Source organism: Pseudoalteromonas sp. SG43-4, assembly GCF_014164325.1.
GTDB classification, from domain to species: Bacteria; Pseudomonadota; Gammaproteobacteria; order Enterobacterales; family Alteromonadaceae; genus Pseudoalteromonas; species Pseudoalteromonas distincta.
In genome coordinates this window covers 62,187-76,603 of record NZ_JACJFB010000012.1, presented here as the reverse complement: position 1 = coordinate 76,603, position 14,417 = coordinate 62,187, and the positions used below count along the sequence as shown (strand labels likewise).

The 14,417-nt window shown below is 37.7% G+C and carries 16 protein-coding genes; 2 read left to right on the top strand and 14 right to left on the bottom strand.

Annotated features, from left to right (window positions below; translation table 11 throughout):
- Positions 1 to 125 precede the first annotated feature (125 nt).
- Positions 126 to 1,133, bottom strand: coding sequence for a LacI family DNA-binding transcriptional regulator (locus tag H5160_RS12905; RefSeq protein ID WP_182719966.1), 1,008 nt, complete (start codon positions 1,131 to 1,133; stop codon positions 126 to 128).
- A gap of 285 nt (positions 1,134 to 1,418) precedes the next feature.
- Here H5160_RS12905 and H5160_RS12900 point away from each other — a divergent pair, with 285 nt between their 5' ends.
- Positions 1,419 to 3,671, top strand: a complete 2,253-nt coding sequence (locus H5160_RS12900; protein ID WP_182737689.1) for a TonB-dependent receptor — start codon at positions 1,419 to 1,421, stop codon at positions 3,669 to 3,671.
- An 80-nt stretch (positions 3,672 to 3,751) separates the two neighbouring features.
- On the opposite strand, the gene H5160_RS12895 is transcribed toward H5160_RS12900, so the two are convergent.
- The 5 genes from H5160_RS12895 to H5160_RS12875 form a co-directional block, all read right to left on the bottom strand.
- Complete coding sequence (locus H5160_RS12895; protein WP_182737688.1) at positions 3,752 to 4,273, bottom strand: hypothetical protein; 522 nt, start codon at positions 4,271 to 4,273, stop codon at positions 3,752 to 3,754.
- A 56-nt stretch (positions 4,274 to 4,329) separates the two neighbouring features.
- Positions 4,330 to 5,868 carry an EAL domain-containing protein gene (locus H5160_RS12890; RefSeq protein ID WP_182737687.1) on the bottom strand — a complete coding sequence of 513 codons (1,539 nt, stop codon included), beginning with the start codon at positions 5,866 to 5,868 and terminating at the stop codon, positions 4,330 to 4,332.
- A gap of 78 nt (positions 5,869 to 5,946) precedes the next feature.
- Complete coding sequence (locus H5160_RS12885; protein ID WP_182737737.1) at positions 5,947 to 6,582, bottom strand: SGNH/GDSL hydrolase family protein; 636 nt, start codon at positions 6,580 to 6,582, stop codon at positions 5,947 to 5,949.
- An 8-nt stretch (positions 6,583 to 6,590) separates the two neighbouring features.
- A complete protein-coding gene (locus tag H5160_RS12880) occupies positions 6,591 to 7,103 on the bottom strand; it encodes a DsrE family protein (RefSeq protein ID WP_182737686.1) in 513 nt (170 codons plus the stop codon).
- 65 nt (positions 7,104 to 7,168) lie between these two features.
- A complete protein-coding gene (locus H5160_RS12875; RefSeq protein ID WP_182737685.1) occupies positions 7,169 to 7,642 on the bottom strand; it encodes a flavodoxin family protein in 474 nt (157 codons plus the stop codon).
- A 77-nt stretch (positions 7,643 to 7,719) separates the two neighbouring features.
- On the opposite strand from H5160_RS12875, the gene soxR reads away from it, so the two are divergent.
- Positions 7,720 to 8,181: a redox-sensitive transcriptional activator SoxR gene (gene soxR / locus H5160_RS12870; protein ID WP_024595605.1), complete on the top strand. Its 462-nt coding sequence runs from the start codon at positions 7,720 to 7,722 to the stop codon at positions 8,179 to 8,181.
- Positions 8,182 to 8,195: 14 nt separating this feature from the next.
- Here soxR and H5160_RS12865 read toward each other — a convergent pair whose 3' ends face one another.
- The 8 genes from H5160_RS12865 to H5160_RS12830 form a co-directional block, all read right to left on the bottom strand.
- Entirely contained in the window at positions 8,196 to 9,362 is a 1,167-nt protein-coding gene (locus H5160_RS12865; RefSeq protein WP_064387120.1) for a lipase family protein, read from the bottom strand.
- Between the two features lie 23 nt (positions 9,363 to 9,385).
- Positions 9,386 to 9,817, bottom strand: a complete 432-nt coding sequence (locus H5160_RS12860; protein WP_259417122.1) for a transthyretin-like family protein — start codon at positions 9,815 to 9,817, stop codon at positions 9,386 to 9,388.
- Between the two features lie 238 nt (positions 9,818 to 10,055).
- Positions 10,056 to 10,835, bottom strand: a complete 780-nt coding sequence (locus H5160_RS12855; RefSeq protein WP_182737683.1) for a hypothetical protein — start codon at positions 10,833 to 10,835, stop codon at positions 10,056 to 10,058.
- Positions 10,836 to 10,917: 82 nt separating this feature from the next.
- On the bottom strand, positions 10,918 to 11,184 hold the full coding sequence (locus H5160_RS12850) for a hypothetical protein (protein ID WP_076924322.1): 267 nt from the start codon (positions 11,182 to 11,184) through the stop codon (positions 10,918 to 10,920).
- A gap of 70 nt (positions 11,185 to 11,254) precedes the next feature.
- Complete coding sequence (locus tag H5160_RS12845; RefSeq protein ID WP_259399342.1) at positions 11,255 to 11,833, bottom strand: hypothetical protein; 579 nt, start codon at positions 11,831 to 11,833, stop codon at positions 11,255 to 11,257.
- Complete coding sequence (locus tag H5160_RS12840) at positions 11,827 to 12,600, bottom strand: ChaN family lipoprotein (protein WP_182724118.1); 774 nt, start codon at positions 12,598 to 12,600, stop codon at positions 11,827 to 11,829. The genes H5160_RS12845 and H5160_RS12840 overlap by 7 nt, the downstream gene beginning before the upstream one ends.
- 117 nt (positions 12,601 to 12,717) lie before the next feature.
- Positions 12,718 to 13,887 carry an alpha/beta fold hydrolase gene (locus H5160_RS12835; RefSeq protein ID WP_024595612.1) on the bottom strand — a complete coding sequence of 390 codons (1,170 nt, stop codon included), beginning with the start codon at positions 13,885 to 13,887 and terminating at the stop codon, positions 12,718 to 12,720.
- 12 nt (positions 13,888 to 13,899) lie between these two features.
- Positions 13,900 to 14,394, bottom strand: a complete 495-nt coding sequence (locus tag H5160_RS12830; protein ID WP_024595613.1) for a DUF6795 domain-containing protein — start codon at positions 14,392 to 14,394, stop codon at positions 13,900 to 13,902.
- Between the last annotated feature and the right edge of the window lie 23 nt (positions 14,395 to 14,417).

Genomic DNA, 14,417 nt, shown 5'->3' with positions numbered 1-14,417 from the left:
TATGCCCATAACGAGTGCATACACAGTGTGTGTTTATATCAGTGAGGTTTGAGTTTAGTTTAGAATAGCCCTCAATGCAATCGTTTGCATTTTAAATTTAACATTAACTCAACATGATTTATAAACTATCTTTTACTTGATTGGCGGGTAATCAGTTCAATATCAATTACTTGTGATTCAACTTTTTCACCAGCTAGTTGCTGCATCAACTTTTGAACTAATAGCGTGGCTGCGTACTGTGTGTTTTGTCGGATAGTTGATAATGAAGGGTGGCTAATGTCGGCCATAGCAATATCATCAAAACCTACTAGAGCGACATCATTAGGAATGCTTACATAACGCTCTTTTAAGGCTTTCATGGCACCTAAGGCAACCATATCACTACATGCAACTATAGCATCAAAATAAAGACCTTTTTCACGCAGTAATTGGTTAATTGATCGATACGCTGAGCTACTTGTAATATCAATAGATACAACATGTTGCTCTAATTTATGGGATGCTAATGCGGCAGAGTACCCTCTATGACGCTCACTAATTTCACCATGTTCTGGGTCGCCTAAAAATACAATGTTTTTAGCTCCGTGCTCTATTAAATGCGTTGTTGCTTGCAAGCCTCCCAAGTAATTATCACTTCCTACAATGGGGTAGTTGCTAGGTGTTTTAGGGTCTCCCCATACCACCAGCGGAATACCTGCGTTAGCTGCATTTTCTATATTGGTTTGGTTTTTACCTTGACCTACAACAATAATACCGTCTGCACGGCGGCTATTAATAAAATAATTAGCCCAATCGTCTTGCGCCATGATTGAATTAGATAGTAAAAGCTCTAACCCTTGCTGATTAAGTGCAAGATTAATTTCGCTCACTACTTTAAGTAAAAACGGATCGCTAATCGACTGCTCTGTTTGTTCGTCAAGGTTAATTATAACCGCAACTACATTGGTTTTTTGTGTCCGCAACCGACTTGCAGCCGTATTAAGACTAAAATTATGCTCTTTAGCTAAGCGCTGAAGTTTATCGCGGGTTTCTTGCTTAATTAGCGGATTATCATTAAGCGCACGCGAAACTGTAGAGGTAGACACGCCTGCTATTTTCGCTAAATCAGTTAATTTAATTTTTTTGTTATTCATGATCTTCCTAAATAGTCGCTTACCACTGATCAATACAATTATCTAACTCGCTGACAATATAGCATTATTATTTTTTGCTGGCGCGAACAACGACCTAAAAAGTGTTTAACATATAAATAAGCTCAATAAATAAACTATATAAATTCATAAATAATTTACAAATAAATATTGCAAACGTTTGCATTTATCTCTAAGGTTTCAATATACACAGCCTATTTACAATGATTTTTAGTAAAAAGGCTGCTGAAATACACTGTTTAATACACTAAAAACGGGATCACACACATGAAAATCAATAAAGCAAAAAGTACATTAGCGTGTGCAATTACTTTAGCGCTTAGCACTCAATGCGCATTTGCAGCAGAGCAAACACAAGAAAAACAGAAAGTTGAGCGCATTGTGGTATCGGGAACACCTACGGGTGTTGGAGTTAGAAAAATTGATGCCAGCTATGCGGTAACTAATATCGATAGTGAACAAATTATTAAACTGTCTCCAAAAAGCACCGCTGACTTGTTTAAAGCAATACCTGGTGTTTGGGTAGAAAGCTCAGGTGGTGAATCGGGCGCTAATGTATTTGTTCGTGGTTTTCCTGGTGGTGGTGATGCCCCATTTTTAACACTCAGTATTGAAGGCTCACCTATTTATCCTGCTTCAACATTGTCATTTTTAGAAAACTCATCAATGTTTCGTGTTGATGAAACCATTGAGACAGTAGAAGCCCTGCGTGGTGGACCTAATCCTGTTTTATCTAACGGACAACCAGGATTAACAACCAATTTTAGATTAAAACGTGGTGGCGAAGAAACAGAAGGCTTATTTAAATACACAACTTCTGATTACGACTTACAGCGAGTTGACGCTGTGATGAGTGGTGAAATTACTGACGATTTATACTTTATGGTTGGCGGTTACGTAAAAAGCTCACCGGGTATTCGTGATGCGGGCTTTACTTCTGAAAAAGGTAGCCAATTTACAATCAACATTACTAAAGATTTAGACAACGGCGAGCTTAACTTTTATACCCGCCAAACAGACGATCACGGTGCATGGTACTTACCAACACCCCTTAATGTTGATGGTATTGACGCAGAATATACGCAACTTGGTACGCTAAATCGTCAAGCAACAATATTTACAGGCCCCGATGCGCAAGCACTTGATATTGACCTAGGTGATGGCCGAGGGTGGGACGGCCATGTTTCGGGCGGTAGTATTAAGCTAGAGCTAAAAGGTGATTGGCATTTTTCAGATCGCTTTAACATTACTAAAGGCGATGCAAATACCTACGGTTTAGTACCTAGTGGCTCAGCAACAACGGTTGGAGCAGTTGCTGATAACGGCCAAACTGCATTTGGAGCAGTTACAAACACTGAATACGCAAGCGATACCCCAGTCCAACAACTTGGTCGATGGGTAGTACTTAAAGAAATCAGCTCATTTACTAATGATTTAGCTTTTTCGAAGAAATTTGGCGACCTATCAACAACCTTTGGATATTACACTGCAAGTACTTCAGCAAAAGATTGGTGGAGCTTAGGTAACACTGCATACCATGTACTTGAATCAGGTGGCGAAGCATTAACCGGTATTGAATGTAATCAAAACACCGATGGTTGTGATTTTAACTACGACATAAGCTCAACAGGTGATGCGCGCACTAACGCGTTTTATGTTACTGGTGAATACAAATTTGCTGATGCGTTTACACTTGATGTTGGCGTACGTCAAGAAAACCACGAAGTAGAATACAGTGTAGATGAGGGCCTTGACGGTATTATTACTAAAACCGTTAGCTATGATGAAAGTAAAACATCGTGGACTACAGGGTTAAACTATTCAATTAATGATGATATGGGTGTGTTTGCCCGTGTTAACCGTGGTTATAAAATGCCTTACTTTGATGACTTTAGAGATAACTTTGATGCTTACGAAGGCGGCGAAAAGCTTATTAAAGAAATTACCCAAGGTGAACTAGGTTATAAATTAATTACTGAATCAACCGACTTTTATGCAACCGTATTTGTAAATGAAGTTAAAGGCGACACATTTGTAAGAAGACCTGGCGTACCAGCAGAAATTTTAACAAACGAAGCATACGGTATAGAGCTTGATTACAACTTTAATCATGATTCTGGTTTTTCTGTTAATTTAAATACGACATTACAAGATGCTGAAATTACAGAGAGCCCAACAAACGATGGTAACCAGTCGCAGCGCCAACCAAAATGGCAAGTACGTATAACGCCAAGTTACGATTTTGAGCTACAAGGTATGTATGCAACTTTATACGGTACGCTTTCAGCGGTTGATGATCGCTTTGGCAATAACGAAAACACTGTAACACTCGATGGCTACGAAAAAGTTGATTTAGGTTTAATATTAGAACCAATGGAAGGCATCAAGCTTCAAGTAGCAATAGATAACTTAACGGATGAGCAAGGCATTACAGAAGGTGATCCACGTAATGCTGATGCACCAAATGGTCGTTACATTATGCCTCGTACAACGCGCTTTAGTGTAAGTTACGCGTTTTAAATAAAATACAATATAAAGGGAGCATTCGCTCCCTTTCACTTTAATTAACCTAAACAAATGAATTTAAAGGCTAAAGTGAATTACTCAATACTCGCTTTTAATTTATTCAGCGCATCAACCGAAAAACCTCGATCATAAAAATATAAAATTTCGCCGCTGCTATTTATAAGTACCACACGAGAGTTATTTGGGCTTTGATTACCTGTAAACTTTTGAACTGTCTCGCCATCTTTATAAATAGTGATTACCCCACCCCATAATTCTTTAGGGATGCCTTTGCGCATACCGCTGTCTATAAATGTGCTAAACATACGTGGTGCCATGCCGGCAATGGTTGGTAGTTCGTATGTAGGGAGCGTTACGCCCGCCATATCTAAACCAATTAACCAACGGTCTATATCAAACTGGCTGTCTTGCTTGTACCCAATGAGCAGTAGTGTTTTATCTGCTTTAAAATCACTAGGTATAGTCACCATAGTTTGCTCTAAGCTTTCACCACTAATGCTTGGGAACTGCTTACCTGTTAATTGCTGGTTTGGGTACTGTGTTGTACATGCGCTAAGTAGTAAAAGTGCAAAAGCACTTAATGTTAATTTGATCATAATAAACCTAATATTTATAAATTTCATACCGATACGTTTAGTATGGCAGCTGAGATCTAAAAATGCTGACTAGTTATATAATTTTTAAATTTAGACGCAGTCATGGGCTTACCGTACTTCCAGCCTTGTCCGTAATGCACACCCGCTGTTTTTAAAATGGCTTCTTGCTCAGTCGTTTCAATTCCTTCTGCTACACAGGTATAATTAAACTTATGCACAAGTTCCATAATATTCGGGATCATAGAGGCTTTTAAGCCCTCAGTTGTTATATCTTGAACAAACGTACGATCAATTTTAAGTTGATGAAAGCTCAAATTTTGTAAATTTCTTAAATTCGAATAACCCGTACCAAAGTCATCTAATGATAAGTTAAATCCCGATTCAACCAAGGTTCTAAAATGAGCATGCGCGATGCTTGTATCAAGGTATTCGTCTTCAGTTATCTCTAAACAAATAATAAAGCGTGAATTGGTAAGCTCTGTAATTTGTGGCAGCAACGACACGTTACCCAGCTCTACATCACACGGAAATATATTAAGCGACACTTTGAAGCCTTCAGGCAATACCTCTATAGAGGTTAGCTCTTTGATTGTAGTGGCAATCATGGCCTCAGTAAAAGTCCAGGTTAAATTGTTTTTTCTAATAACCGGAATAAACTCATCTGGAAATAAAACACCGTACTTATCTTCAAAACGTGCAAGTACCTCGCAACCAATCAGCTTGCCACTTTGCAAACAAATAATAGGCTGGTAAGTCCAATAAAATGCTCCCTTTTTGAGTCCTTTACGAATACGCTGATTAATAGAGCGACGTGCAGCAATTCTTGCATCAACTATTAACGCACTCGATATTCCCGCTAAACAGGTTAAAATTAACGAAATTATTAGTAATAAGTGGTTATTAGAAAAAAACAGACTCCAAGGTAAGTGCACTACCACACAATATTGGCTACTTGCAGAACTGCAAACTAAATTAGTTTCGTAAGGAAAGAAAACATTGTTTTTTACTTGAAGGTAGAGATCCTCTTTACCTGCTAAATGATGCAAAGTATTTGGTGTTTTATAAACAACTTCCCAATCTGGCACAGTAATGCCAATGTTGGTAAAGGGAGTACTCTGCATAATTAAATTATAGTCCCCTTGTCTGACTATAATTACCTCCATAGGGCGCTCACTAAATAATAATAGATAAAGCTCTGGCTCAAAACGGACCCTCACCTGTTCATCATCTCGAATAAAGTCAGGCTGTTTGTCGTTAATTGGTTTACTTAATAAGCCTGCACCCGTAGTACAAACTAGCTGATTATCTTTAAAAAAACCTATATCAATTACATATTTTGCGTCAAATAAAGCTCGGCGCATCTCAAGAAGAGTTGTGTTGTCACACTGTTTAAACGCAAGCTTATTTAATGGGGTAAGTATTCGACGCCGCTCTGCAATTGCACCTTCTACATGAGTGAGAATATACTCAGCATCTGACTTTGTTTGTGCTGTTAATTGCTGCGCTGCAAAATTGAGTAAAATTATACAGCCAGTTATAAAAACTAACACTCCGGTTAGAACGGCTATAATAGATTTTTGTTGGTACTTTTTCATAGCATCTCGAAGTTGTTAATTTATATCACTACTTTATTAGATGATTGCATAAGTCGCATTAAATTCACACAGATAGATTTAACAATTATTGAGTGAGTTTTGAACCAATTGCGCTATTTTAAAGCCTATTGCCAAATGTTGGATATCATCAAAATGAATCCCATCACCATCTGTTATGTTAATGAACGAGTTAAAATCAATAAAAGCGCACTTATTATTAGCTGCAACACTTTTAAATGCACTAGAGAGCTTTGTTACTTTTGTATCAGCCTCTTCATAAATACGTGAATACTGCTCGGTAATTCTTATTTTAGGTGGGCTAGCAATAATAATTTTAGGAGATTTTAAAGTACTACCTTGCTGATAATAAATGTGTATTGAGTTAATTAAATCATTCAAGCCATCTGCTATTAAAGTAGGTGTTAAATTAAAACGTTTTTTAAGATCGTTTGTACCAAGAGCTATAATAATAAAGTCGAGATCATGCTTATCCAAATAAGGTTTTAAATAGCTAACAGCATTAAGCACACCGTCAAACGGGGGATTATGCACTAACGTGCGATTAGGTTGCCCTGCCTCTATTACGTTAAAACCACACCCTAAGTTTTTATTTAAAAGTGATGTCCAACGGGTATTTTCATCAAAACGTTTACCCGTTACAGGGTTTAAGCCCCATGTATTTGAATCCCCAAAGCAGAGAATATTTTTTATTATTTGAGTCATTAAAATGGATTGAGCGTATAGCCTTGTTGTTGAAGTTGTGCGTGAGCGGTCATAGCCGAAAGCGACATTTTTACACCCTCAATTAAAAGCGCTGGCGTTACTTTAAAGTGAGTAGCAGATTGCCCGCAAACATACACTTTAGTGTTGTTTGCTAGTAGCTGATCAATTAACGCTTGGTTTTTATTGTCAGCGTTAAAGCGTTTTTTATATTCGCTATTAGCTAACACATCAACACTTGCGCTACCGTGCACAACTAATGCAAGTTGTATATTTTCAGGCTTTACGCCATGCGCCACATGCATGTTAATAAAACGCGCTAGCGAATTTATTGAATTATTTTGCGCGCCTTCTTTAGCGCCATCAGCAACATCAAATGCTATTTTAAATACCGTAGCGTCATTAATTTCATCATGCTCGGGGACATTGTAATAATTACCATACCCCTTAATTGGTTGCTCTGTTGCATATATTAAAGGGCTAAAAAGCAGCACTAACAATAGTAAATATTTCATAAAACAATCCTGTGTTTTTTAAGATTATTACTAAACTACCAGAGACAACCAAAAAAGGCTGCAATTTAAGCAACCTTTTGGGTACTTTTATGGCTGTGGTTAATAAACTGCATACCTAAATAACTAAACGTATTTTTAAACTGCTCTACAAAACAGGCGGGGGCTTCACTTGATGACGCATTAGAAAGCACTGAAAAATGCTTACTGCGTAAATTACGAAGCTTAGGTTTTAATACTTCATCGTCCATATAGTCGGTTATTCTATCGATAAATAATTTCATTTGTACCGTGGTGCTATACCAATAAACGGGCGAGGCAAACACCCAATGGTCATACTTTAAAAGCGATTCAAACACAGCGTAAAAATCATCATTTTTATAGTTTTTGTTATAGCAGTATGGCGCAATTTTATAATCATCCAGGCAAATTACACGCACAGCATTTTGCTCTGCAAATCCATTAACGTGCGCCTGTGTATTACCATTTTTGCGTGCGCTTGAATAAATAATAACAGTGCTACGCTCAAGTTTTTGTTGCATTTAGTTAGCTCCTTTTTTAATGTTGAAAGAAGCTTAAAACCTCAAGTTATATTGAGGTCAATCGGAAATTAAAAATAATGCCAATAGATCAAAAAAAACTAACTGAGGCCAACCTAACCGTGGGTTATGTAGCAAAGCGTAGCGGCGTAAAAGTATCAACCCTGCATTTTTATGAAACCAAAGGACTAATACGTAGCTGGCGAAATGGCGGCAATCAACGCCGCTATAAAAAAGATGTACTGCGCCGTATAGCGGTAATAAAAGCCGCACAAGCAATGGGAATAACCCTTGATGAAATTAAACAAACACTGGCAACATTACCTGATCAGCGCACACCTACGCAAAAAGACTGGGCAGCCCTTTCAAAGCAATGGCAAGCACAGCTGGACGAGCGAATAGCATATATGCAGCGTTTGCGCGATCGCGTTGATGGATGTATTGGCTGTGGGTGCTTATCTATGAGTAAATGCCCTATTTATAACAAAAACGACCACTTAGGCGAAAACCAAAGTGGTGCTATTTTGTTAGAGCGAGATTGAGGGCTAGATTAGAATTAATCTAAGCCACTTAGCCCCTCTCTCGCCGCTCGGTATAAAGCACCTAGGGTTGAATCGAATACCGATTTTATAAAGCTATATGTAAGCTCCACCGCTTTACTAATTACTTTGCCAGCAAACACTAACATATGCCCTAGTAAACCTAAGGTTTGTGTTGCAAACGAGGCTGACGCTTTAGCTATTTTATCAAGCGTTCGCGCCAACATATCGTAAAAAGTGAGACCGGTTCCAATGGCTGCTTGGGCAGCAACTGCGCTGTAATAGCCTGCATCTTTTAAAAGGGTAATTAATGCAGCACCAAGTTTATCTGCCCAATGTGAGGTAAATGATGCTTGATTTCTGTCTTCAAATTTTAAACGCACAGGCATGTTTAAAAAGTGATTAGCTTGTATAGTTAAGTTGTTCCAATTATTGCTATTGGCAGTGTTTAAGTAGCCAGGCGTACCAGCAAGAGTATGAGCAGCACCTTTTAAACCTTGTCCACTATCTAAACGTATTTCTTGGCCATTGTGCGGAGCATGCGAAAAAGGCCATAAAGGCACTTTAGCCACTGGGTCAGCCCCATGTGTACAGCGATAAATTTTATCGATTCTTGATGTTGCTGCGCGAGAGAAGTTTTCAAGCCCAACACGTGGCGAACCAAACGTATATAATTTTACAGGAAGTGAATACTCAGCTTTGATCCAATCAGCAGAAAGCGTCGCTAACGCACCACCCAAGCTATGGCCAACTAAATGAACGCAACCAGTCACTTTATCTTGAATATTCGCTGCTATAAACTCTTGCAGCGCAGGCTTCATACTATAAAAGGTCTTATTAAAACCAGCATGCACCATACTGCCATTTGACCCACCACTCACACCAAAGTGCCCATCGGTTAATCCATCTCTTAGCGAGTTAGTTCCCCGAATAGTTATAACCGAATCGCCCTCATACGCGCCAAGCCCATGCCCTACTAAAGCAAAGCCCGTGCTTAAATTAAATAAATGAGAAAAAAAGCTGCCCGTTACCCCTTGTACTGCACCTGGATTAACTGAAAAATTAAAATTGTCGCGCAAAGAGGCATGAAGTGTGCGATTGAGTAAATTAGTGGTTTTAATACTTTTTGCTTTATAAGCAAGGTTTGCTAATTGTACGGCTTGAGTGGGTGTCAAAGTATTCATATAAGTTCCCTTTAAATAAATAGTTAAAGTTTACATGATGTGTATATCGCAAAAGTGTGGCTTGTATCTTCTTTAATTGGAATATCGTATGTTTGCGGCTCTTTAGAAATATCACACTTCAAGTGTGCAAGAAGCTCTTTAAGTGTGTCACTTTTTTCATGAATTGAAACAAGCGTGTACCATAAAACAATTCCTTCTGGCGTGCCGTTTTCTAAATAAATATGCTGAACCAACGAGTCGTTATCAAACATATTAGAGGGCTTACCTGTCTTTATTGTTTTTTCTGTAAAAATAAAATAACCGTGTTCGTCTGTTGTGGTTTCGTCAACGTATTCATCGCCATAGGTGAGTGAGCGCATTACTTTAGTGTTTGCAACTGGCTGCCCATTATCTAATAACTGCCCCTTTACTGGAGCCGATAAATAAAATTCTTGTTTATTAAAAAAGCCAAACATATCCGCACAAGCCTGTGATGTAGTAAAAAAAACAACGGCAATAGAGACTATTACCAACACAAAAATTTTTAAACGCGATAAAAACAAAGCAAACACTCTCCCAAGACCTAGCTATAAGCTACTTAATGTTTATGGCCAATTAATTACACCAACCATATTTATATTAAAAAAAAGTAGGGGAACATACTAATTAGGTACAATTATACTGCATGTTTTTTAATCAAAAAACAATCCTAATTTAATTATAAAATAGCGTATATATTAATTTACCAATACTACTAAACGCGATACCGCCCACAAGCAAAAAACCATATATAAAACTAATAGCACCAGCGGAAGGATCGCTCCTTTTATCAATTTCTATACATGCCGTGCACACAACAAAAAATATAAAAAAGTTAGCGATAACGCCTAAAATAAAAGCATCCCCAAATAACGGTGATACACCTGCCAAAACTGCGCCCAATATTAAGAGCGAGCCTGAAAATGAATGTTTATTAAACCGGCTCTCAATCATTTTTATAACTAATGTTGCTAACATAAAGAGTAAAAAGTATAGCGTTGGCCAAAACTGATAATACAAATAGCCCCAGTTTAAAAGCTCACCTGTAGTTGATGAATAAGTTTGTTCACCTATGACAGGCGCTGAAGCATTCGCGGCATTTTCGCTAAAAAAATATCCTAACCCACCAATAATTAATTTTATAATCCCAAAAAATAAAAAACTGGCAATAGTAAACCCGATAGCGTCATCCCTTGTTAATCGCTTTTTAGCTTTGCTTTTTACAATAATGGCAAGCATTAAACCTAACAGGCATACACTTCCTAAATAAAGTAACGCCTGCCAAAAGTTATCAGAATAAAATACAGCTAACCCTGGTGCTATAAAAAGATACATAGCATCTTCGTTATCTAATGAACGGCTTGGAGTACTCCGATCTGACTCTTTAAAAAGAGCTAAATATACAAATAAAGGCTGTAAAAACAGCATTAAAATACTCGTGGTAATAAGGCTCATAGATCATCCTTGATGAGAAAAAATTAATGCAGCACAAGTGCTGCATTAATATTAAAAATTGAGTGTGTAATTATGATGGGGGTTATAGGTTTATTTTTTGAAAATATGTTTTAAGTTTTAAAAGCCCCGACTCAAGTTCAAATTTTTGTATTTTAGGGTTTTTGAATTTAAACCCATTAGAAATATGGGTATTAATCATCGTCGCCATACCCTCAAACCCAGCTGGCGCTGTGGCAACTAAATCGCTCAACAAAGGGTTTATAAGCACTTGATGCTCTTCTATTAAAGCTGGGTCTTCATATATATCGTAAACAAGGTTAGTTAGTGTTTGTTGGCTTTGTTGTTCCATATCATTTCTATAGCGCCTTAGCTTAGGCGTTCATAGCTCCTTTATATTTCTAGGTAAATACATTTAAAGTTTAATTTTCAGCTAACGAGGCTTTGGCTTGCTTTTGTATATATTTAGCGCGATGCTCCCAATCAGCTCTGTTTGCATAATTTATAACGTAATCAGTATGGGTAATCACTTTATTCCACATACCAAGTCTTTGGTAAATAGTTGATAGTTCAAAATGTGCCGAAACAGTTTGAAAGTTTATTTCATTATCATGCAGTAAATACAATTCATATAATCGTGCAGATTCTCTTAAATCCTTTTTTACGAAGTGGCCACTTCGGTATATCCAAGCAAGTTTTTTTAAAGCACTATACTCGTTATTTGCAATACGAGAATTAAGTTCCTCCAAATAACGAGTACCATCTCCGGTGTGTACGCCTATGTAATATAAAGCCTCCCAATCACCAAGACTATATGCTTTTTCACACCATGCTTCTAATTGTTCAGGTGCATGCATTAAGCTTTTTTGGCATTGCTTAGCGGCCTTCTCTACAGTTAGGTTTGGGGAGTTAATATCTATATTAGGAAAAAGTGATGCTCTCAAAACCGAAGAAAATACAAAACACCAAGTAAAGATAATTATTGATATTATTTTTACCATTGTAGTGAACCATCACTATTCACACGCTTTTCAGGTATGTGCACTTGAAAAGATTTAACAGATGATTCGTACGGGTAGCCTTCTCGATAAAAATAAAGCTCTTTTAGGGGGTTATCCTGATTCGAGTCACCTGAGCAACGTCTATCACTTATGCAACTTAACCCTCCAATAAAGTCGATAAAGCGTACATTGAAAATATTGTGATCTTTAAGAAATACATCTACACCAGGCTGGTCTGCTGCATTTAGTACAGCATGAAAACGATGCATAAAAGCAACAACTCTATTCTGACTTGAACGGTTTAATATAGTAGCTAAATTAACTGCCCAAAGTGCGTTTCTATAAGTATGAGTATCAAAGCAATCGCCTCCTATACCCTTCTGTGAAGAGCATACACTATCCATTATATCCATTGTTTCAACTAACACGTCGAGCGCGACTATTTTCATTCCAATATCGCGCGCAGCCTTAACAAGTTCACCATACGCATGAGGTGTTAAATAGCCATGGGTCCAATACTTATTAAAATACTGCTGTATAACATCAAAGCCTTTACCTGTGCGCTGATAAAAGTCTATTTTCTCTTGCATAGCTCTTGGTAGCATTTCGATTGCAAAATGCGTAAAACCAGCAGCTTTTAGCTGTTTGATTGCCTTTATTGCTTCATACTTATAACCAGCAGTGCTATGGCTTGATTCACCGAGCATCACTAAGCGCGCATTACCGGCCATTGTTTTATAATTTACATCCGTGTTTATTTTATTCACTGTATTTCCTTATGTTTAATAACTTCGAAGGGCTTTTAAACTAGATATTTTACATTTACTAATTGTGGCCCGCTTTATAAAAATGGCTCAGTAGTTACCTGAGCCTTGATTTAATTACTAACCAATACCCAAATGTGGTGAAACCTTAACCGCAGCAATTACGACTCTACTTAGTTTTTCTAGCATCCAATATAATATTTTTTTCGCTTGAGCGTATGTAAAGTCAGCAGCTATCACTCCAGGCTTACCGACAAAGTTTAATATGTGTCCTAGTAAACCTTGGCAATCATCAGCGTACTTTGCGGACATTTTGGATATTTCAACCAGGCTGCGAGCTAATGCATCATAGATAGTTAGCGTTCCTGCGACTACACCTTGTGCTAGAATGCTTGTTATTTTACCACTTTCTCTTAGTAGTGTTAGTAAGGCACTAGTTATCTTCTCTGCCCAATGAGCATTAAATGATGCATGATGGCTATTACTATATTTTAGGCGTGTCATGGTTAGATTAGATAAAGACCCCTTTTGCATACTCTTATAATCAGGGTAACGAGAAGCAGTATTAATATATCCAGGTGAATCGCCTGCCATTTTATGAGCTGCACCCGTTAGTGAAACACACGTACTTAGCCTATATTCGCTCCCTCCATGTACAAACGGCCAAACAGGTACCATAGGTACAGGATCGCTGCGATGAACAGCCCTATAAATTCCATCTAAACTCGTCTCACTTTGCATCGCAAAAGGCCCATGGCCTACTCTAGGAGATCCAAAAGTATATAACTTAACGGGCACTTTAAATCTTGCTTTTATCCAGCACGCAGCCAAAGTAGCTAACGCACCACCAAGACTATGCCCAACGCAGTGAACTGGTCGACCGCCAACCTTACTCAATATTGCTGCTAATTGTGGTTTAATAGACTCAAAAGTTCGATTAAATCCCGCATGAACAGCTTTATAATTTGGCCCAACAGTTAAACCACAGTGCAGATCTGTTAAGGTATCAGCAATACCAGCAGTTCCACGAAAAGTAAGAACAACTTCCCCTTTGTGATCCCCTTCTTTTGAGCCAATACCAAAAAAGCCAAAACCTGTTGAATGATTTAAAACATGCTCAGCTACAGTACCTGATACACCAGTAAAAGCAGACTTTTTTGCATCAAAAACAAAATGTTTACTTATGACTCTACCTGGCTCTATATTTGAGGAGCGATCAGACACAACGCCAATACTATCGTATGCAAATTCAGCTAATTGTGATGCAACACTAGGTGATAAAATATTCATATAAATTCCCTTTTATCTAAAATCTTTAAAATAATCTTCGCTATCTTCTATCTCATATATTTCAAAATCATGTTCCCATCTACATATACTAGAAGCATCAAATTCCAAATTTGGATTATCATAATTAGGAAAAGTAAAGTTTACTTCTGTAGATTCTAAGTCAGCATTTAAGCTACTTAACTTGTATTTATATTCACTTCGCTCTTTTATGCCATTGAGCTTTGAGCTCCAAAGCTCATATTCTTCACCGCCATGAATTGCAGTAATAAGTTGATAAGTAACTTCATGGGAGAACATATCACCGGGTATTTTTGACTCAACAACAACTTCTGGCATATTAAACGTGCCATCGGAAGCTGTAATAACCTGATCTTCTTTTTCAATTTTATGTGCAAATTTGAGGCTGCGATTAATTAAAACACCTTCAACAGGGTTGCCGTTTAAAGTAATAATCCCTTTCACTTCAGAGCACATGTGTACGTCATATTTTTTTATTAAACCAAACATAGTGGTTTGAGCCTCCTTACCTA

What these genes read in the sequence shown, in the direction of transcription:
- H5160_RS12905 (WP_182719966.1), bottom strand. Translation starts at nt 1,133, where the DNA reads ATGAATAACAAAAAAATTAAATTAACTGATTTAGCGAAAATAGCAGGC.
- H5160_RS12900 (WP_182737689.1), top strand. Translation starts at nt 1,419, where the DNA reads ATGAAAATCAATAAAGCAAAAAGTACATTAGCGTGTGCAATTACTTTA.
- H5160_RS12895 (WP_182737688.1), bottom strand. Translation starts at nt 4,273, where the DNA reads ATGATCAAATTAACATTAAGTGCTTTTGCACTTTTACTACTTAGCGCA.
- H5160_RS12890 (WP_182737687.1), bottom strand. Translation starts at nt 5,868, where the DNA reads ATGAAAAAGTACCAACAAAAATCTATTATAGCCGTTCTAACCGGAGTG.
- H5160_RS12880 (WP_182737686.1), bottom strand. Translation starts at nt 7,103, where the DNA reads ATGAAATATTTACTATTGTTAGTGCTGCTTTTTAGCCCTTTAATATAT.
- H5160_RS12875 (WP_182737685.1), bottom strand. Translation starts at nt 7,642, where the DNA reads ATGCAACAAAAACTTGAGCGTAGCACTGTTATTATTTATTCAAGCGCA.
- soxR (WP_024595605.1), top strand. Translation starts at nt 7,720, where the DNA reads ATGCCAATAGATCAAAAAAAACTAACTGAGGCCAACCTAACCGTGGGT.
- H5160_RS12865 (WP_064387120.1), bottom strand. Translation starts at nt 9,362, where the DNA reads ATGAATACTTTGACACCCACTCAAGCCGTACAATTAGCAAACCTTGCT.
- H5160_RS12860 (WP_259417122.1), bottom strand. Translation starts at nt 9,817, where the DNA reads ATGTTTGGCTTTTTTAATAAACAAGAATTTTATTTATCGGCTCCAGTA.
- H5160_RS12855 (WP_182737683.1), bottom strand. Translation starts at nt 10,835, where the DNA reads ATGAGCCTTATTACCACGAGTATTTTAATGCTGTTTTTACAGCCTTTA.
- H5160_RS12850 (WP_076924322.1), bottom strand. Translation starts at nt 11,184, where the DNA reads ATGGAACAACAAAGCCAACAAACACTAACTAACCTTGTTTACGATATA.
- H5160_RS12845 (WP_259399342.1), bottom strand. Translation starts at nt 11,833, where the DNA reads ATGGTAAAAATAATATCAATAATTATCTTTACTTGGTGTTTTGTATTT.
- H5160_RS12835 (WP_024595612.1), bottom strand. Translation starts at nt 13,887, where the DNA reads ATGAATATTTTATCACCTAGTGTTGCATCACAATTAGCTGAATTTGCA.
- H5160_RS12830 (WP_024595613.1), bottom strand. Translation starts at nt 14,394, where the DNA reads ATGTTTGGTTTAATAAAAAAATATGACGTACACATGTGCTCTGAAGTG.